At 70.2% G+C, this 18,836-nt stretch carries 19 protein-coding genes; 10 read left to right on the plus strand and 9 right to left on the minus strand.

Annotated features, from left to right (window positions below):
- Positions 1–184: 184 nt before the first annotated feature.
- Entirely contained in the window at positions 185–895 is a 711-nt protein-coding gene (gene fabG, locus ACI3KX_RS05160; RefSeq protein ID WP_404908348.1) for a 3-oxoacyl-ACP reductase FabG, read from the plus strand.
- A gap of 71 nt (positions 896–966) precedes the next feature.
- On the opposite strand, the gene ACI3KX_RS05165 is transcribed toward fabG, so the two are convergent.
- The 3 genes from ACI3KX_RS05165 to ACI3KX_RS05175 all read right to left on the minus strand — a co-directional run bounded on the left by ACI3KX_RS05165 (position 967) and on the right by ACI3KX_RS05175 (position 3,677).
- A complete protein-coding gene (locus ACI3KX_RS05165) occupies positions 967–1,674 on the minus strand; it encodes an alpha/beta fold hydrolase (protein ID WP_404908350.1) in 708 nt (235 codons plus the stop codon).
- A 73-nt stretch (positions 1,675–1,747) separates the two neighbouring features.
- Positions 1,748–2,389: a phosphoserine phosphatase SerB gene (serB, locus tag ACI3KX_RS05170; RefSeq protein ID WP_363357472.1), complete on the minus strand. Its 642-nt coding sequence runs from the start codon at positions 2,387–2,389 to the stop codon at positions 1,748–1,750.
- Positions 2,390–2,432: 43 nt separating this feature from the next.
- Entirely contained in the window at positions 2,433–3,677 is a 1,245-nt protein-coding gene (locus ACI3KX_RS05175; protein WP_363357471.1) for a glucose-1-phosphate adenylyltransferase, read from the minus strand.
- 48 nt (positions 3,678–3,725) lie between these two features.
- On the opposite strand from ACI3KX_RS05175, the gene glgA reads away from it, so the two are divergent.
- The 3 genes from glgA (at position 3,726) to ACI3KX_RS05190 (ending at position 6,093) form a co-directional block, all read left to right on the plus strand.
- A complete protein-coding gene (gene glgA / locus ACI3KX_RS05180) occupies positions 3,726–4,919 on the plus strand; it encodes a glycogen synthase (RefSeq protein WP_404908354.1) in 1,194 nt (397 codons plus the stop codon).
- Between the two features lie 9 nt (positions 4,920–4,928).
- Positions 4,929–5,714: an ABC transporter ATP-binding protein gene (locus ACI3KX_RS05185; protein WP_349427646.1), complete on the plus strand. Its 786-nt coding sequence runs from the start codon at positions 4,929–4,931 to the stop codon at positions 5,712–5,714.
- A gap of 121 nt (positions 5,715–5,835) precedes the next feature.
- Positions 5,836–6,093 (plus strand): type B 50S ribosomal protein L31, encoded by a 258-nt coding sequence (locus ACI3KX_RS05190; protein ID WP_194415598.1) that lies wholly within the window; start codon positions 5,836–5,838, stop codon positions 6,091–6,093.
- A gap of 116 nt (positions 6,094–6,209) precedes the next feature.
- Here the strand turns inward: ACI3KX_RS05190 and ACI3KX_RS05195 are convergent, their stop codons facing one another.
- Positions 6,210–6,941, minus strand: coding sequence for an exonuclease domain-containing protein (locus ACI3KX_RS05195; RefSeq protein WP_404908358.1), 732 nt, complete (start codon positions 6,939–6,941; stop codon positions 6,210–6,212).
- 88 nt (positions 6,942–7,029) lie between these two features.
- Between ACI3KX_RS05195 and ACI3KX_RS05200 the strand changes: the two genes are divergently transcribed.
- A complete protein-coding gene (locus ACI3KX_RS05200; protein ID WP_363357468.1) occupies positions 7,030–7,929 on the plus strand; it encodes an alpha/beta hydrolase in 900 nt (299 codons plus the stop codon).
- On the opposite strand, the gene ACI3KX_RS05205 is transcribed toward ACI3KX_RS05200, so the two are convergent.
- The gene (locus ACI3KX_RS05205; RefSeq protein WP_349427643.1) at positions 7,889–8,443 is read right to left on the minus strand and encodes a CGNR zinc finger domain-containing protein; all 555 of its coding nucleotides are present in this window, start codon (positions 8,441–8,443) and stop codon (positions 7,889–7,891) included. The genes ACI3KX_RS05200 and ACI3KX_RS05205 overlap by 41 nt on opposite strands.
- Positions 8,444–8,517: 74 nt before the next feature.
- On the opposite strand from ACI3KX_RS05205, the gene ACI3KX_RS05210 reads away from it, so the two are divergent.
- Entirely contained in the window at positions 8,518–9,510 is a 993-nt protein-coding gene (locus ACI3KX_RS05210) for an EamA family transporter (RefSeq protein ID WP_404908361.1), read from the plus strand.
- 25 nt (positions 9,511–9,535) lie between these two features.
- Here ACI3KX_RS05210 and ACI3KX_RS05215 read toward each other — a convergent pair whose 3' ends face one another.
- Both ACI3KX_RS05215 and ACI3KX_RS05220 read right to left on the minus strand, forming a co-directional pair.
- Positions 9,536–10,360, minus strand: coding sequence for an alpha/beta fold hydrolase (locus ACI3KX_RS05215; protein WP_404908364.1), 825 nt, complete (start codon positions 10,358–10,360; stop codon positions 9,536–9,538).
- 95 nt (positions 10,361–10,455) lie between these two features.
- Entirely contained in the window at positions 10,456–10,926 is a 471-nt protein-coding gene (locus tag ACI3KX_RS05220) for an Lrp/AsnC family transcriptional regulator (RefSeq protein ID WP_331907206.1), read from the minus strand.
- Positions 10,927–11,091: 165 nt separating this feature from the next.
- On the opposite strand from ACI3KX_RS05220, the gene pdhA reads away from it, so the two are divergent.
- The 3 genes from pdhA to ACI3KX_RS05235 are packed head-to-tail and all read left to right on the plus strand — an operon-like array spanning position 11,092 to position 14,614.
- Complete coding sequence (gene pdhA, locus ACI3KX_RS05225) at positions 11,092–12,222, plus strand: pyruvate dehydrogenase (acetyl-transferring) E1 component subunit alpha (RefSeq protein ID WP_363357465.1); 1,131 nt, start codon at positions 11,092–11,094, stop codon at positions 12,220–12,222.
- A 2-nt stretch (positions 12,223–12,224) separates the two neighbouring features.
- Positions 12,225–13,235, plus strand: coding sequence for an alpha-ketoacid dehydrogenase subunit beta (locus ACI3KX_RS05230; protein WP_404908368.1), 1,011 nt, complete (start codon positions 12,225–12,227; stop codon positions 13,233–13,235).
- A complete protein-coding gene (locus ACI3KX_RS05235; protein ID WP_404908370.1) occupies positions 13,235–14,614 on the plus strand; it encodes a dihydrolipoamide acetyltransferase family protein in 1,380 nt (459 codons plus the stop codon). Before ACI3KX_RS05230 ends, ACI3KX_RS05235 begins: the two co-directional genes overlap by 1 nt.
- A gap of 38 nt (positions 14,615–14,652) precedes the next feature.
- Here the strand turns inward: ACI3KX_RS05235 and ACI3KX_RS05240 are convergent, their stop codons facing one another.
- Positions 14,653–16,401: an alkaline phosphatase family protein gene (locus ACI3KX_RS05240; protein ID WP_363357462.1), complete on the minus strand. Its 1,749-nt coding sequence runs from the start codon at positions 16,399–16,401 to the stop codon at positions 14,653–14,655.
- Between the two features lie 93 nt (positions 16,402–16,494).
- Positions 16,495–17,091 carry a TetR/AcrR family transcriptional regulator gene (locus tag ACI3KX_RS05245; protein ID WP_349427636.1) on the minus strand — a complete coding sequence of 199 codons (597 nt, stop codon included), beginning with the start codon at positions 17,089–17,091 and terminating at the stop codon, positions 16,495–16,497.
- A gap of 138 nt (positions 17,092–17,229) precedes the next feature.
- Here ACI3KX_RS05245 and ACI3KX_RS05250 point away from each other — a divergent pair, with 138 nt between their 5' ends.
- Positions 17,230–18,834 (plus strand): carboxyl transferase domain-containing protein, encoded by a 1,605-nt coding sequence (locus ACI3KX_RS05250; RefSeq protein ID WP_404908373.1) that lies wholly within the window; start codon positions 17,230–17,232, stop codon positions 18,832–18,834.
- Positions 18,835–18,836: the final 2 nt, after the last annotated feature.

Consider the following 18,836-nt stretch of genomic DNA (forward strand, 5'->3'; position numbering starts at 1 on the left):
GAACGGGCGGGTAGGCGCCCGGCTCCGGTGCGGGGTTCTGAGGAGTGGAGTCGCTCACGGCGGGCCTTTCGTCGGTGTCTGGACCCAGCGTCCCAGCGGGCACCGAGGGTGTCAAACGGGCCGGGGGCGCTGCGCCCACGCCGATAGGCTGGTGCGGATCCGCCACAACCCCGGGAGTGCCACCATGTCCACCGATCGCGTCGTCCTCGTCACCGGCGGAAATCGCGGCATCGGCCGCGCCATCGCGGAGCGCTTCGTCGCCGAGGGGTACAGGGTCGCGGTCACCGCACGCTCCGGCGAGGGCCCCGCCGGCACGCTGACCGTACGAGCGGACGTGACGGATGCCGCATCCGTCGACGCCGCGTTCACCGAGGTCGAGAACGCGCTCGGCCCCGTCGAGATCGTCGTCGCGAACGCCGGCATCACGAAGGACACGCTGCTGCTGCGCATGACCGAGGACGACTTCGACAGCGTCGTCGCCACGAACCTCGGCGGCGCCTTCCGGGTCGTCAAGCGCGCGTCGAAGGGCATGCTGCGCGCGCGATGGGGTCGCGTCGTCCTCATCTCGAGCGTCGTCGGCCTGTACGGGTCCGCCGGCCAGATCAACTACGCCGCGTCCAAGAGCGCCCTCGTGGGCTTCGCCCGTTCGCTCACCCGCGAGCTCGGCGGACGCGGCATCACCGCGAACGTCGTGGCGCCCGGCTTCATCGAGACCGACATGACGGCGGAGCTCCCGGCGGACACGCAGGCGGAGTACAAGAAGAACATCCCGGCAGGGCGCTTCGCATCGGCCGACGAGGTGGCCGGCGTGGTGACGTGGATCTCGTCGGACGACGCGGCCTACATCTCCGGCGCCGTCATCCCCGTCGACGGCGGCCTCGGCATGGGGCACTGACCCGCTCCCACACGCGCGCACCCGCGCCGTCCTGCGCTCGGCGGGCGGCCCGACCGGCTCGGCGACCGGCGTCAGCCGATCGCGCGGAGGATCGCCTCGGCGACCGCGCCGGGACGGGAGAACTGCGGCCAGTGGCCGGTGGGGTCGCCCGGTGCCCCGAGCTCGATCACCTCGAGCTTCTCGAGCTCGGCCAGTTCTGCCGCCCACGACGGAGCCTTCTCGACGATCTCCCTGATCTGCGCCTCGGGCACCGTGCCGGTGATGATCGTGGCGGGCACCGCGCGGCGCCGTTCGTCGGAGAGCCGGATGGGATCGGTCGGCACCCGCTCGGGCACCGACTTCGCGCGAGCTGCGACATCGGCTCGTGTCTGCGGATCGAGGTCGGCCACGTCGGAGTCGTCGAAGAAGTCCCAGCCAGGGAACGGGATCACGCCGTCCACCACGGGGAACTCCGAGATGGAGCCGCCTTCGCCCGGCGGGAAGGTGTCGAGGAACACCATGTGGCCGACGCGGTCGGGGCGCGCGTCCACCGCTCCATAGGCGACGTTGCCGCCGCCGGAGTGTCCGACGACGGCCACCGGACCGTCGAGGCGATCGAGTGCGTCGACCGTCGCGGCGATCCAGTCGGCGATGCCGATGCCTGCGGACTCGGAGCCGGACGCGCCGACCCCCGGCATCGTCAGCGGGTGGGTGCGGTGGCCGGCTGATTCGAGGGCAGGGGCGACCTCGCCCCAGGAAGACGCGTCGAGCCACAGCCCGGGAACGAGGATGATGTGCATCCTCCGACCGTAGCGACGGCGACCGACATCCGGACCCCCTGCGCGCGAGGCGAGCGGAGTGGTGAGCCGCCGCCTACGGCAGCAGTGCGATGACCTCGGCGAGGTCGACCGGCCCGACGACCACGTCGGCGCGAGCCCGGACCGCGGGCTTGGCGTTGAACGCGACGCCCAGCCCGGCGACCGCCATCATCTCGAGGTCGTTGGCTCCGTCGCCGATGGCGATCGTGCAGGCGATCGGCACGCCGCGCTCGGCGGCCCATTCGCGCAGCGCCGCGGCCTTGCCCGCGGCATCCACGATCCCGCCGTCGACGCGCCCGCTCAGCGCGCCGTCGCGCGTCGCCAGCCGGTTCGCGCGCCAGACGTCCACGCCCAGGTCGGGGGCGACGGTGTCGAGGATCTCGTGGAACCCGCCCGACACGACGCCCACGGCGCCGCCGCGGTCGTGCACGGCGGCGATGAGCTCGCGCACCCCGGGGGTGGGCTCGATGCGCGCCAGCACGCGTGCGAACGCGGCGACCGGCACGCCCTGGAGGGCCTCGACGCGCGAGCGCAGGCTGCTCGCGAAGTCGACCTCGCCGCGCATGGCGGCCTCCGTCGCGGCCGCGACCTCGGCGCCGCGCCCGGCCTCGTCGGCGATCAGCTCGATGACCTCGTTGCGGATGAGGGTCGAGTCGGCGTCGAGCACGACGAGGAAACGGGCGGCAGCGGCAGGCACCCTTCCACGCTAGCGGGACGCGGTCCCCGCGCCCGACCGCGTGTCATCGCTCGACGCGGAACCCCTTGCCGACGACCGTGATGCCGCTGTCGGTGATCGTGAAGCCGCGCGCCAGATCCTTCTCGCGATCGACGCCGACGGTGGCGCCGTCGTCGAGGACCACGTTCTTGTCGAGGATCGCGCGATGCACGCGGGCACCGGCACCCACGTGGACGTGGTCGAAGAGCACCGAGTCGGTGATCGTCGAGCCGCCGCCGGCGAGCGTCCAGGGGCCCACCACGCTGCGCTCCAGGTGGGTGCCCGAAAGCACCGATCCGAGCGAGACGATCGAGTCGATCGCATTGCCGATGCGGCCGACCGAATCGCGCACGAACTTCGCAGGCGGCGAGTTCACGGACTGCGAGTGGATCGGCCAGTCGGTGTTGTACAGGTTGAAGATCGGGAGCGTCGAGATGAGATCGCGGTGCGCGTCGAAGAACGAGTCGATCGTTCCGACATCGCGCCAGTAGTACCGGTCGCGAGGGGTCGATGCGGGCACGTCGTTGCGGTTCATGTCGTAGACGCCGGCCTCGCCGCGATCGACGAAGTAGGGGATGATGTCGCCGCCCATGTCGTGGTTCGACGTCGGCAGCTCGCCGTCGGACTCGACCGCCTCGATCAGCGCGTCGGTGTCGAAGATGTAGTTGCCCATCGAGGCCAGCACCTGGTCGGGGGCGTCGCCGAGCCCGACGGGGTTCTGGGGCTTCTCGAGGAACTCGCGGATGCGCACCGGGTCCTGGGGGTCGACGTCGATGACGCCGAACTGGTTCGCCAGCGAGATCGGCTGACGGATGCCGGCGACCGTGGCCCGCGCGCCCGATTCGATGTGCGCGGCGAGCATCTGCCGGAAGTCCATCCGGTAGACGTGATCGGCGCCGATCACGATGACGATGTCGGGCTGCTCGTCGTTGATGAGGTTGAGGCTCTGCAGGATCGCATCGGCCGAGCCGGAGAACCAGCGCTTGCCGAGGCGCTGCTGGGCGGGCACCGAGGTGACGTAGGAATCCAGCAGCGCCGACATCCGCCAGGTCTGCGAGATGTGACGGTCGAGGCTGTGGGACTTGTACTGCGTGAGCACGACGATCTGCCGCAGGCCCGAGTTGATGAGGTTCGAGATCGCGAAGTCGATGAGCCGGTACTGGCCGCCGAAGGGGACGGCGGGCTTGGCGCGATCCGCGGTCAACGGCATCAGCCGCTTCCCTTCGCCGCCGGCGAGGATGATTCCGAAGACCTTGGGTGCAGCTGGCATGGCCCCCACACTATGACGCGTTCCGGCCCGTGTACTAGCGTTCGACACATGCGAGTCGACATCGTCACCAAGGAGTACCCGCCGGAGATCTACGGCGGCGCCGGCGTGCACGTGACGGAGCTCGTGAAGGCGCTCCGCTCCCGCATGGATGTCCGGGTGCGCGCGTTCGGCGCCGAGCGCGACGAGGAGGGGACGAGGTCGTACGGCGTGCCCGCCGAGCTCCTAGGCGCGAACGCGGCGGTGCAGACGCTCGGCACCGACCTCGAGATCGTCTCGGATGTCGCGGGCGCGGACGTCGTGCACAGTCACACCTGGTACGCGAACCTCGCCGGCCAGCTGGCGTCGCTGCTCCACGGCATCCCGCACATCGTGACGGCCCACAGCCTGGAGCCGCTGCGACCGTGGAAGGCGGAACAGCTCGGCGGCGGCTACGCCGTATCGAGCTGGATCGAGAAGTCGGCCTACGAGGGCGCCGCGGCCATCGTCGCGGTCAGCAACGGCATGCGGGAGGACATCCTCCGCAGCTATCCGGCACTGGACCCCGACCGCGTGCGCGTGATCTACAACGGCATCGACGTGGACGCGTGGCACCCCGTCGAGGACCCGGCGCTGCTGGGGGAGCTGGGCATCGACCCCGCGCGTCCCTCGGTCGTCTTCGTCGGCCGGATCACCCGGCAGAAGGGCCTGCCCTACTTCCTGCGCGCCGCCGAGCGCCTTCCGGCCGACGTGCAGGTGATCCTCGCCGCCGGCGCGCCCGACACGCCCCAGATCATGGCGGAGGTGGAAGACCTCGTGCGCGGCCTGCAGGAGACCCGCGACGGCGTCGTCTGGCTCGACCGGATGCTGTCGCGCCACGAGCTGTGCACCATCCTCAGCGCCGCGACGACCTTCGTGTGCCCGTCGGTGTACGAGCCGCTCGGCATCGTGAACCTCGAGGCCATGGCCTGCGGCGCCGCGGTGGTCGGCACGGCGACCGGCGGCATCCCGGAGGTGGTCGTCGACGGCGTCACCGGGCGCCTCGTGCCCATCGAGCAGGTGCAGGACGGCACCGGAACGCCGACGGATCCCGAGCGGTACGTCGCGGATCTCGCGCGCGTGCTCACCGAGGTGGTCGGCGATCCGGAGCGCGCCCGGGAGTACGGTGCCGCGGGGCGCCGGCGTGCGACGGAGGACTTCAGCTGGCAGCGCATCGCCGACCAGACGGCCGAGCTCTACGCGGAGGTCGTCGCCGACGGCCGATAGGCTGTGAGCATGCCACAGGTGCTCGAGTTCTCCGACGTCGTCGTCCGCCGAAACGCCCGGAACATCGTCGATCACCTGAACTGGACCATCAACGACGACGAGCGCTGGGTGGTGCTCGGACCGAACGGCGCCGGCAAGACGACCGTGCTCCAGATGGCCGACACGCTCCTTCACCCGACCTCGGGAACCGTGACGATCCTCGGTGAGCGGCTGGGCCGCACCGACGTCTTCGACCTGCGGCCGCGGATCGGATTCGCGTCCTCCGCGATGGCGCGTCGCGTGCCGCCCGAGGAGACGGTCCTGAACGTCGTGCTGACGGCCGCGTACTCGGTGCTGGGCCGCTGGCGCGAGGACTACGAAGACATCGACGAGCGGCGCGCCCTGCGGGTGCTGGCCGAGTGGAAGCTCGACCACCTCGCCGATCGCACGTTCGGCACCCTCAGCGACGGCGAGCAGAAGCGCGTGCAGATCGCCCGCGCCGTCATGACCGACCCCGAGCTGCTTCTCCTCGACGAGCCCACGGCGAGCCTCGACCTCGGCGCGCGCGAAGAGCTGCTGATCCTGCTGAGCGGCTACGCCCAGGCGCCCACGACCCCCGCGATGATCATGGTCACCCATCACGTGGAGGAGATCCCGATCGGCTTCACGCACGTGCTGCTGCTGCGCGACGGCCAGGCGGTGGCGTCCGGCCCGATCCGCGAGACGCTCACGGCCGAGGCGCTGACCGACACGTTCGGCGTTCCGATCCGCCTCACCGAGGACAGTGGCCGCTTCGCCGCGCGCGCCGCGCACTGAGGCCCGCGAGGGCCGGTTCGGCAAGCGCGCCCGAGACTGATAGAATCCTTCTTTGGTGCGCTCGCACCCCAGACTTTGACCGCCCTGGCAAAATCCAGGGCACCACCCTCAAAGGACCATCATGAAGACTGACCTCCACCCGGACTACCAGGCCGTCGTGTTCCGTGACCTCGGCTCGGGCGAGACCTTCCTCACCCGCTCGACGGTGACCAGCGACAAGACGATCGAGCTCGACGGTGTCGAGTACCCCGTCATCGACGTCGAGATCTCGTCGGCCTCGCACCCGTTCTACACGGGCAAGCAGCGCATCATGGACTCGGCCGGTCGTGTCGAGAAGTTCAACCAGCGCTTCAAGAACTTCGGCGGCGCTTCCAAGTAAGCCCGCCCGCTCCGGCGCCGATCGATCACCGGCCCGCCCCGGATCAGAAGACCCCGCTTCGGCGGGGTCTTCTGTGTTTCTCGGACCGCCCGGCGATCGCGCGATCCTGCGACGGATCAGCGGATCGGCCAGCGGCCGTCGAGCTGCTCGTCGGGATCCAGCCGGCCGATGCCGATGAAGTACTCGGTGAGGCTCTCGGCCTGCGCCCGCGCCCAGCCGATCTGCCGGGTGTGCAGTTCGTGCACGGTGTCGGGAAGCCACGGGGCGAAGCGCTCGGCGAGCGCCTGTGCGACGCGTCCGGCGGCCACGGCATCGGCCGACGCCTCGTGCGCCGCATCCAGCCGCACCGCGTAGTGCGCCGCGACGACCTGGAGAGTGCGCTTGCCCTTTCGCCACCGGTCGTACGCCTTGTCGACGACGAGCGGGTCGATGACCGGCGAAGGGTTCTCGATCGGCACGACGCCATGGCGCAGCGACTCGTACTTCAGCAGCGAGAAGTCGAACGGCGCGTTGTAGGCGACGACGGGGATGCCGGCGTCCAGAAGAGCACGGACGGCCTCGACCACTTCGGCCACGACGTCGACCGCCGGGCGCCCCTCGGCACGCGCCTGTGCGGTGGAGATGCCGTGGATCGCGCTCGCGCCCTCGGGGATCTCGACGCCGGGATCGGCGAGCCAGTCGCGCGCGCGGATGACCCGGCCGGCGGCATCCAGCAGCCCGACGTGCGCCGTGACGATGCGATCCGCGGTGACGTCGACGCCGGTCGTCTCGAGATCGAACACCCCGATCATGCGCACCCAGTCCGGCACATCCCACAGCGGCAGCTGTTCGGGATGCGGGCGGCTCATGCCGATCACGGTATGCGTCGCCTCCGACATCGGAGCACAGGCGCACCGCGCACAGGCGAGGCCCGGGTGCGACTCGTAGACTCGATGGGTGACCGCGCCGAACCCGTACGCACCTCTCCTCGACGAGATCCCTGTCGAGCGCCGCGAGGTCGGCGTGCTGGGCGGCGTCACGGCGTACTGGGTCTACGGCCCCGCCGATGCGGCCGTCACGATCGTCGCGGTGCACGGCTTCCGGGGCGAGCATCACGGACTCGAGCCGGTGGTCGCGCACCTTCCGGCGGTGCGCGTGATCTCGCCCGACCTCCCGGGATTCGGCGAGACCGCGCCGGTGCCGGGGCGACGGCACGATCTCGGCCTCTTCGCGGAGTGGCTGCGCGAATTCGCCGGGGCGGTCGCGCCGGGCGCGGTGATCCTGGGCCACTCCTTCGGCTCCATCGTCGTGGCGGCCGCGGTCGCGGGCGGCCTCGAGACGCCGCGGGTCATCCTGGTCAACCCCATCGGAGCGCCTGCGCTCGAGGGTCCTCGGGGGGTGCTCACCCGGCTCGCCGTCTTCTACTACTGGGCCGGGGCGAGGCTTCCGAAGCGGCTCGGCGACGCGCTGCTGCGCAACGGCCTCATCGTGCGCGTGATGAGCGTGTCGATGGCGAAGACCAAGGACCCCGGCATCCGACGATTCGTGCACGACCAGCACGACACCTACTTCTCGCGCTTCGCCGACCGCGACGTGCTGCACGACGCGTTCCTCGCGTCGGTGTCGAACGACGTGCGCGCGTTCGCGCCGCGCATTGCCCAGCCGACCCTGCTGGTGGCCGCGCAGCGCGACGACATCACGCCCATCGAGGCGGAGCGACGCCTGGCGACGATGTTCCCGGACGCGCAGCTCGTGGAGATCCCCGACGTCGGGCACCTGATCCACTACGAGACGCCGGCGGCCGCCGCCGGCGCGATCACGCGGTTCGTCGCGCCTTCCGCTGCCGATACGCGTTGACGTTCATGCGGTTGCCGCAGTTGCCGATGTCGCAGTAGCGCTTCGAGCCGTTCTTCGAGAAGTCGACGTAGACGCCGTCGCAGTCGTCCGCGGCGCAGATCCGCACGCGGTCGTACTCGTCGGCGCGGATGACGTCGACGAACGCCAGCGCCGCCTCGACGAGCACCCGGGTTGCCAGCGGAGCGTCGTCGCTGGTCGCATGGATGTGCCAGTCGAATCCGTCGTGGATGACCAGGCGGGGGAGTGCCCTGCCGTCGCGGAGCATCTCGTTGACCAGCGGCACGGCGCCGTCGCGGTCGACCTCCCACAGCTGCCGAAGGCGCGGCCGGACGTCGCGGAGGGCGGCGAGCTCGGCGGCGTCGCGCCGGATGAGCCCCGTGTACGGGTTGACGCGCAGGTAGTCCTCGAAGTCCTCGAGGGTGGTGAGGGTGTCCTCGTCGTCGTAGCCGGGCAGCGTGTTCACCAGGTACGACGCCGCGCGCAGGTTCTGCTCCGTGTCATGAATGAAAACCACGTTGACTCCTGACAAGCCGGTCCGGTACTGTCACCAGTGTAAACACCTTTCACTCCTGACAGTCGGATGCGCCCATGACCTCGACCGCGTCGCTTCGCGTCGCCCTTCCGAGCTCGGCGCCCGGCTCGAGCGCACGACTGCGCACCACCGGCCTGATCATGGGCGTCGCCTCGGCGCTCGCGTTCTCGTCGAGCGGGCCGTTCATCAAGCCGCTCCTCGAAGCCGGCTGGTCGCTCGGTGCGGCGCTGCTCGTACGCATGGGCGTCGCCGGCCTCGTGCTGTCGCCGGCGCTCTTCCTGGCGATGAAGCGGCAGCGCGGCTTCCTGCGCCGGCACTGGCGGCTCATCGTCGGCTTCGGTCTCATGCCCGTGCTCGGCTGCCAGCTCTTCTTCTTCTCCGCGATGCAGCGGATGCCGGTGGCCGTGGCGCTGCTGATCCAGTACCTCGCGCCGGTCATGCTGGTGGTCGCCGTGTGGGTGCGCACCCGGCGGGCACCGTCCGCGCTCGTGCTGTGGGGATCGCTGGTCGCGATCGTCGGCCTCGTGCTCGTCGTCGACATCTCGGGCGCGTCGTTCGATCTGATCGGCACCCTGCTGGCACTCGCGGCGGCCGTCTGCGTGTGCGCCTATTTCGTGATCTCCGAGCGCGCCGGCGACGACCTGCCACCGCTGGCGCTGGCGGCGAGCGGCCTGCTGACCGGCGCGCTCGTGATGGGGGTGCTCTGCGCCACCGGCATCATGCCGTTCCAGGCCCCCGCCGTCTCGGTGGTGCTGGCCGGCACCGCGGTGCCGTGGTGGATGCCGCTGCTCTGGGTGGCCGCCGTCGCCACGACGCTCGGCTACGCGTTCGGCGTGATGGCGGTTCCGCGCATCGGCTCTCGTCTGGCGTCGTTCGTCGGGCTGTCAGAGGTGCTGTTCGCCCTCATGTTCGCGTGGATCTTCCTCGCCGAGGTGCCCGCACCGATCCAGTTCGCCGGTGGGGCGCTGATCCTCGTGGGCGTCGTGCTCGTGCGTGCTGACGCATCGTCGACCGCGAACCCACGCGGTGAGGCGGCTGTGCTCTCCTGAGAGGGAGCCCTGGGCCGCAACGCTGTCATCGCCCGCGCGCGGCAGTTGTCGAACTGTGCCGGCGAAGAAACTGGACAACAGCGCGCCCGGCTGGTTCAGGCTCTTGTTCAAGTGGGTAATGACCGGAGTCATCGAGAACGAGACTGGTCACGTCCCTGGCGATGGGACGCACACCGTCGGCAACGGCGGAGCCCAATGCGAAGCGCCCGCCGATCGCGAGCACTGGTGTTGCGACCTGGTTCGTGACGAGGGCCTGGACGTCGCCGAGATCATCGCTGCGGGTGCGATAGTAGCCGAGGCCTGCTTCCAGAACGCCCCGTGCGGAATATGCGTTGACGTACGAACGCATCGTGGCGGGATCGAGTCCCGCCGGGCCTGCGCTCTGCTGGAGGAACACGCCGTAGTAGGCGGCTTCGCGTCCGGGGACGAGGCGTTCTGCGAGACCGGCTGCACGGTTGAAGGGTCCGTGCCATGTCGGGTAATGGTCACGGCCCGGCGCGGGGATGTCGATGTCGATCCCGGGGAGGATCTCTTCCTCGACGACAAGCGCGGTCACTGCGGAAGCCAGCTCGGCGGCGAGGAATACGGCAACCGTGGCGCCCCAGTCATGGCCGATCAACGCGAAACGCGTGATCCCGCGTCGAGCGAGCACATCCCTCAGCCAGTGCGCAAGGTCGGCCTTGCGGAAGCTCGGGCGCTGGTCGGGTTTCGCGCCGAGACCTGGCAGGGTGATCGGAACGGTGGTGAAGCCCGCCTGGTCGAGGAGGGGGAGCAGGTGTCGCCAATGCTCCTCGGTCACCGGCCAGCCATGCAGCAGCACGACCGGCAGACGATCCGATCGGGCGCTCATCGTTCCATGATGCCCGCATCCTCAGACGTTGAGTGATCGAGGTCGCGGTCCTGAACGTCGCCATCGTTTCAGGCGGAGGATTTGTCAGACACGCCCTAATCGCGTCGAGCCAGGTCCATCAGGGGCGTGACGCGGTGGGCGATGACCTCGCCCATCACCAGTGACGTCTCGGTGCGCTCGACGCCCTCGATGGCGAGGATGCGGGCGTCGGTGTCGAACAGGTGCTGCGTGTCACGGCAGGCGACCCGCACCAGCAGGTCCACCTGACCCGACAGGCCGTGCGCCTGCACGACCTCGGGCACCCGGGCGAGTTCGACGGCGATGCGCGGGAGATCCGCCTGGCGCACGATGACGCTGATGAACGCCTCGATCGGAAACCCCAGCGACGCCGAAGAGATCGCCCGCTCATACGACAGGAACACTCCCGCCTTCTCCAGCCGTGACATGCGCGCCTGCACCGTGTTGCGTGAGAGGCCGAGCCGTTCGGCGAGTGCGACGACGGTCGCGCGGGGATCGGCGGAGAGCGCTGCCAGCAGCTCCAGGTCGACGTGATCGAGGGCACTCATAGTGCGAAACGTTAGCACGGTCTGGGTGGTCATGACTTATCAACATGCTCAAGCAGAGCACGGATGCTTGAGCGAGGTGCGATGCAGACGTAGCCTCGAGGTAGCCGGCGACGAAGCCGGCGGACGCGAAGCGGCTCCTCACGAGGGAGCCCGCAACGAGGAGTGATGACGATGACGCACACCCTGACCCCGACAGCGGATCTCGCCACCGACATCGACGATGTCGCGCGACTGCTGACACCCGACGGCGAGCGCATCGCCGACCCCGAGCTCGATCGTTGGGTCGCCGACGTCGACGCCATCACACTGCGCGGTCTGTACCGCGACATGGTGCTGCTGCGACGCATCGACACCGAGGGCGTCGCACTCCAGCGGCAGGGCCAGCTCGGCCTCTGGCCGCCCTGCCAGGGGCAGGAGGCGACCCAGATCGGCACCGCGCGGGCGCTGCGCGCCGACGACTTCGCGTTCCCGAGCTACCGCGAGACGGGTGTGGTCTACGCGCGTGGTGGCAAGCCCTCGGACTTCGTGCTCGCCTGGCGGGGCGAGGAGCACTCGACGTACAACCCCTACGACATCAACACAGCCACGCAGCAGATCATCATCGGCGCGCAGGCGCTGCACGCCGTGGGCTACGCCATGGGCGTGCAGCGCGACGGCACCGACCAGGTGTCGGTCGCCTATTTCGGCGACGGTGCCTCCAGCCAGGGCGACGTCAACGAGGCGATGGTCTTCGCCGCCTCCTTCGGGGCGCCCGTCGTCTTCGTGTGCACCAACAACCAGTGGGCGATCTCGGAGCCCGTCTCGGTGCAGGCGAAGTTCCCGATCGCCGGCCGGGCGCCCGGGTTCGGCATCCCGAGCATGCGCGTGGACGGCAATGACGTGCTCGCGTGCTTCGCAGCGATGCGCTGGGCGCTGGACATGGCCCGCCGCGGCGAGGGCCCCGCCTTCATCGAGGCCGTGACGTACCGCATGGGCCCGCACACCACCTCCGACGACCCCACGCGCTATCGCGACAAGGAGGAGGTCGAGAAGTGGCGTCGCCGCGACCCGATCACGCGGCTCGAGGCCCTGCTGCGCGCACGCGGCGAGTTCGACGAGGCGTTCATCGGCACGGTCGAGGCTGATGCCGATGCGCTGGCCGCCGGGGTCCGCGAAGCCGCGATGACCGCCACGACCCGCGCACCGCTGACGGTGCTCGACAACGTCTACGCCGAGCCCCACTCGGGGATCGACGAGCAGCGCGAGTGGTTCGGTGCGTACCTCGACGGGTTCGCCCCCGCCCCCGAGGAGGTGTGACGATGGCGCAGCTCACGATGGCGAAGGCCATCAACGAAGGACTCCGCCGCGCGATGGCCGACGATCCGAAGGTGCTCGTCATGGGCGAGGACATCGGCAAGCTCGGCGGTGTGTTCCGCATCACCGACGGACTGCTCGGCGAGTTCGGCGCGCAGCGGGTGGTCGACACCCCGCTCGCCGAGGCGGGCATCATGGGCACCGCCGTCGGACTCGCCTTCCGCGGCTACCGGCCCGTCGTCGAGATCCAGTTCGACGGATTCGTGTACCCCGCGTTCGACCAGATCGTGTGCCAGGTCGCGAAGCTGCACTACCGCACGCGCGGCAACGTCACGATGCCGATCACGATCCGCATCCCGTGGGCCGGTGGCGTCGGCGCGGCCGAGCATCACTCCGAGTCGCCGGAGGCCTACTTCGTCCACACCTCGGGGCTCCGCGTCGTCGCGGTGTCGAACCCGCAGGACGCGTACGTGATGCTGCGTCAGGCCATCGCGTCGAACGACCCGGTGGTCTTCTTCGAACCCAAGCGGCTCTACCACTCCAAGGGCGAGGTCGATCTCGACGTGCAGCTGGCCGACGCGCCGCCGATGGGTCTCGCCCGCGTCGCGCGTGAGGGCAGCGACGTGACGCTCCTGACCTACGGCTCGCAGGTCGCCACTGCTCTGGATGCCGCCACCGCGGCCGAGGACGACGGCGTCTCGATCGAGGTCATCGATCTGCGCTCCATCTCGCCCGTGGACTACCGCACGGTGACGGCATCCGTCCGCAAGACCGGCAGGGTCGTCGTGACGCACGAGGCAGCTCGGGAGGCCGGGGTGGGCGCCGAGCTCATCGCGAGCGTCACCGAGCGGTGCTTCAACTATCTCGAGGCCGCGCCCCAGCGGGTCACCGGCCACGACATCCCGTACCCGCCTGCGAAGCTCGAGAAGCATCATCTGCCCGACCTCGACCGCATCCTCGACGCCGTCGATCGTGTCATGGACCGGCCGAACAGCCTGAGCGGGGTGCGCGACTGATGGCACAGGACTTCCGTCTCCCCGACCTCGGCGAGGGCCTTCCCGAGGCCGAGCTCGTGCAGTGGCTGGTCGCCGTGGGCGACACCGTCGCACTCAACCAGACGATCGCCGAGGTCGAGACCGCCAAGGCCGTCGTCGAGCTGCCGTCGCCGCACGCCGGCACCGTGACCGCCCTGCACGCCGCCCCCGGTGACGTCGTGGCGGTCGGCTCGGTGCTGATCTCGTTCGACACCGCCGCGGTTCCGCCGTCGGCCGAAGCCGCCTCCGCCTCGGTGAGCGCGGCGGCGGCCCCCGCGTCCGAGCCGAACCTCGTCGGCTACGGCGCCGCGCCCCGAAGTGCCGCACGGCCGCAGCGTCGCGCACGCGTCGCGGGAACCGTGGCTGCAGCATCCGACACCGCGGTGCTCGAAGCGGCTCCGCACGACGCGATCCAGTTCGCGGATGTCGTGGAGCGTGCGGTCGAACGTCCCCGTTCGACTCCGCCGGTGCGCAAGCTCGCCAAGCAGCTCGGCGTGGACCTCGCACTCGTCGAGGCCACAGGCGCGTCCGGCGTGATCACACGTGCCGATGTGGAGGCGTACGCGGAGCGCGTCGGAGCGGTCACGGTCGCCCCGGTGGCCGCGGCGTCCGCCGAACCGGTGGAGACGTTCGAGCTGCCGCGATCGGGTGAGGCCGGCGAGCGCACGACGCGCACGCCGATCCGGGGCGTGAGGCGCGTGACCGCGGAGGCCATGGTGCGCAGCGCCTTCACGGCGCCGCACGTGACCACGTTCTTGACGGTCGACGTCACGGCGACCAGCGAGCTGATCGCGTCGCTGCGCGCGGACCGCGCCCTCCAGGAGCACCGGATCGGCATCATGGCGGTGGCCGCCAAAGCCGTATGCCTCGCGCTCGCGCGCCACCCGGGGCTCAACTCGAAGTGGGACGATGCGGCGGGCGAGATCGTCGAGCACCACTACGTCAACCTGGGCATCGCCGCGGCGACCGGGCGGGGCCTCGTCGTGCCCAACATCCGCGACGCGCAGGAGCTCACCCTGGTCGAGCTCGCCGACGCCATCCGCGGCCTCGCCGAGACCGCGCGGTCGGGCAGGACGGCGCCGGCGGACATGATGGGCGGCACGTTCTCGATCACGAACGTCGGCGTGTTCGGCGTCGACGCCGGCACACCGATCATCAACCCGGGGGAGGCAGGCATCCTCGCCCTCGGAGCCGTGCGGCGCCAGCCGTGGGAGCACCGCGGCGAGATCGCGCTGCGCGACGTGATGACGCTCGCTCTCTCGTTCGACCATCGCCTCGTGGACGGCGAGCAGGGGTCACGGTTCCTCGTCGACGTCGCCGACATCCTGCGCGAGCCCGGGCGGGCGATGCTGCTGCGATAGAAGGCCGCTGGCCGGCCGGCACCTTGGGGGTCGGCCGGTCAGCTCTTCTTCGGGTAGAAGAGGCCGAGCCCGTGCTTCTGGAGCACCTCGTACGCCTCGGCGTAGGTCTCGGGCTCGGGTGCACCGGGCGGCGCGTAGCGCGCGAGCAGCAGACCCAGCAGCCCGCGTCCGGGCGGGCTGAGCGGCTTTGTCCTGTGCTTGCCGTCGCGGAGATCGATCCGCTCGTCCTCGTGCGGGTTGGGCGGCACGTACATCGGGTGCACGACGGGCCAGGTCGACGGATCTCTGGGAGCGTCGAGGTTGATCACCGAGAACAGGTCGCGCGCCGTCGCGTCGCGACGGGTGAGCGGACGCAGGCCGTGCAGGCGTGCGAGCGTCGCGATCACGGCGCCATGGTGCAGCTCATCGTGGACGATGGTGCCGCTGCGCGTGTAGGCCGAGACGGCGATCGCGGGCACGCGCAGCCCCAGCCGGTCGAACGTGAAGCCCATCTCGCCGGGTGCGTCGTCGGCGACCGGTGGGACCGCGGCCGGGGGAGGGACGTGGTCGTACGTGCCGCCGTGCTCGTCGAAGGTGATCAGCAGCAGCGTGTTGAGCGCGTTGGAGCCGTCTGGCGTGGCGCTGTCCTTGATGGCGTTGTACACGTCGGCGATGAGCTTCTCGCCGGCACGCACGTCCGAGATGGCGGAATCCAGCACGGGCGTGCCGTCGACGTCGCTCTCGCGGTACACGCCGAAGGGCGGGTGGAAGTCGTTGTGGTTGTAGACCATCCGCGGCTCGATGAACGCGTAGGCCGGCAGACGCCCGGCCGCGGCATCCTCGGCGAACTCCGACATGTGGCCGAAGCGGCCGGTGCGCCAGTACTGCTCCAGCACGGGGGCGTGCATCATGCCCGTGAGCGACACCAGCTGCATCTCGTCGAAGTAGATCTTCCACGAGATGCCGGCCTCCTCGAGCCGGTTGAAGATCGTCGGCGTCGCGGGCGCGTCGAGCCACTTGTCGTAGCCGCCGCCGTGCTTGTTCGTGACGAAGCCGTGCGAGGTCGACGCGTGGAAGAACGACCGGTTGCAGTAGGTCTGCGACGGGACGGCGGCGAACCACGCGTCGAAGACGGCGAAGCCTTTGGCGAGGGTGGAGAGCACCGGCAGCTGCTCGGGGGAGAAGCTGCCCATGATGTGGGTGGCCTCCTCCAGCGTGGGTGCCTGCCCACGGCGCAGCCGCTCGACGTTGTTCCAGTAGTCGCGGACGAATCCGTCCATCGTCGGCACGGTGCCGGAGGGCGGTGCGTTGAAGGGCGCCGTCATGTCGCCGATCTGGCTGGTCGCATTGGCGGCGGGCGACACCGTGCCGAACAGCTGCGTATTGACGTGCGGGAACTCTTCGCCGGGATCGGGGTTCGGCCGGCCCATCACCTCGTCGGTGGGACCGCTGTAGGTGTGCGCCGCGATCCGCTCGCCGCTCGGGGCGGTGTTGGCATAGTCCCCGAAGGCGAGCCCGTCGAACGTCGCGCCGTCGGGGAGCGTGTCGGGCGTGTACAGCCAGCCGAGCAGGTTGTCGAACGAGCGGTTCTCGCCCATGACGACGACCACATGATCGAAGCCGGGCTCCGAGCGCGCGGGCAGAGCGGCCAGATCGAGTGATCCCTCGCGGAAGCCGAGCTCGTGGCCGATGGTGGCGCCCGCCGCAGCGCCGACCGCGCCGCCGACCACGAGCCCCGCGGTCGCGATGCCGCCGAGCTTCAGGAAGTCGCGGCGCGAGCTGTCGGTGCCCTCCGCACGCGGTCGCATGACTCTTTCCGCGTCGCCGTGATCCTCCGGCTGCGCGTCGTCCGTGTGGCCATCCCCCGCCATGGTCCGTCCAGATTAGGCCACCCAGACAGTTCAGGCGGTGAGCGAAGCGCGGGCCATCGCGCGGAGGATGCCGCGCACGTCGCGCTCCCCGGGGCGCGACCGGGAGGCGCGCACGGTGTGGGGCGTCGAGTTGATGAGGCCGAAGCACGCGTGGGCGCGCACGCGCAGGTCGTCCTCGTCCCGCTCGGGATGGATCGTCGAGAGGATGCCGATCCACACCTCGACGTACTCGCGCTGGAGGCGTCGGACGGTGTGGCGGTCGTCGTCGCTGAGGCTGGCGAGATCGCGGTCCTGGACGCGGATGACGTCGGCATCGCGGAGCGCGAACTCGACGTGGAAGGCGATGATCGCGTCGAGCTGGTCGGCGGGGGTTTCATGGGCCGTCAGCACGGTCCGGCCTCCGGCCAGCAGCCGCTCGCTCACCTCGACGAGGATGGCGCCGAGCAGCGCCTGCTTGTTGGCGAAGTGCCGGTAGAGGGCCGGACCGCTCACGCCGACCGCGCCGCCGATGTCTTCGAGACTGACGCCGCTGAAGCCGCGTTCGGCGAACAGGGCGGCCGCCTCGCGGAGGATCGCTGCGTGGCGGTCGGCCTTCGCACGATCGCGGTCGGTGGCGGCGCTTGTCATTCCGGTTCCCCGCTTGTGATTCCAGTTAATGGTCGCTAACCTGAAGCTCAGTTAGTGAACACTAACCAATCCGATCGCGTCAGGACAACGGACGTGATCCGATCGTGACGTCGACGGAGATGACACGGGAGGGCGCAGATGGGCGTGCTGAGCACCGCCGCGGTGCACGACGAGACCTTCGTGCGCATCCACGAGGCGCAGCAGGGGCTGGCTCGAGAGCTGCGCGACCGGCTGGCGGCGGCATCCCTCGGCGGGCCCGCCGCCTCACGGGAGCGCCATGTCGCACGCGGCAAGCTGCTGCCCCGTGACCGCGTCGCGCGGCTGCTCGACGAGGGGAGCCCCTTCCTCGAGATCGCACCGCTCGCCGCCGACGGGCTGTACGGCGGGGATGCCCCGGCCGCCGGTGTCATCGCCGGCATCGGCCTCGTCCACGGCCGTCAGGTGATGGTGGTCTGCAACGACGCGACCGTCAAGGGCGGCACGTACTACCCGCTGACGGTGAAGAAGCACCTCCGTGCCCAGGAGATCGCGTTCGAGAACCGCCTGCCGTGCGTCTATCTCGTCGACTCGGGCGGCGCGTTCCTGCCCATGCAGGACGAGGTGTTCCCCGACCGCGACCACTTCGGGCGCATCTTCTTCAACCAGGCCCGCCTCTCGGCCGCCGGCATCCCGCAGATCGCCGCGGTCCTCGGCTCCTGCACCGCCGGCGGCGCGTACGTGCCTGCCATGAGCGACGAGACCGTCATCGTGCGCAACCAGGGCACGATCTTCCTCGGCGGCCCGCCGCTGGTGAAGGCCGCGATCGGCGAGGTCGTCACGGCCGAGGAGCTCGGCGGGGGAGAGCTGCACGCCCGACGCTCGGGCGTCGTCGATCACCTCGCCGAGGACGACGAGCACGCCCTCGAGATCGTCCGCGACATCGTCGCCACCCTGCCGCTTCCCGCAGCGCCCGCATGGGATGTCGTGCCGAGCGTGCCGCCGGCGGTCGACCCGTCCGACCTGTACGGGGTCGTCCCCGTCGACGTCAACCAGCCGTACGACGTGCGGGAGGTCATCGCCCGCCTCGTCGACGGCAGCGAGTTCCATGAGTTCAAGCGCGAGTACGGCGACACGCTCGTGACCGGTTTCGCCCGCATCCACGGCCACCCCGTCGGCGTCGTCGCGAACAACGGCGTGCTGTTCAGCGAATCCGCGCAGAAGGGCGCGCACTTCATCGAGCTGTGCGACCAGCGCGGCACGCCGCTGCTGTTCCTGCAGAACATCTCCGGCTTCATGGTGGGACGGGACGCCGAGGCAGGCGGCATCGCGAAGGACGGCGCCAAGATGGTCACCGCCGTCGCCACCACGCGCGTCCCCAAGCTCACCGTCGTGATCGGCGGCTCGTTCGGCGCCGGCAACTACTCGATGTGCGGCCGTGCGTACTCGCCGCGGTTCCTGTGGACCTGGCCCGCGAGCCGCATCTCGGTGATGGGCGGGAATCAGGCCGCGTCGGTGCTCTCGACAGTCAAGCGCGACCAGCTGGAGGCACGAGGCCAGGAGTGGTCGCAGACGGACCAGGCGGCGTTCGAAGCGCCGATCCGCGCTCAGTACGAGGAGCAGGGGAGCCCCTACTACGCCACCGCCCGGCTCTGGGACGACGGCGTGGTCGACCCACTCGACACCCGCGACCTGCTCGGACTCGCGCTGGACGTCGTCTCGCGCACGCCCCTGCCCGAACCGCGCTTCGGCGTCTTCCGGATGTGATC

Source organism: Microbacterium sp. ZW CA_36 (genome assembly GCF_044987475.1).
Taxonomy (GTDB): Bacteria; Actinomycetota; Actinomycetes; order Actinomycetales; family Microbacteriaceae; genus Microbacterium.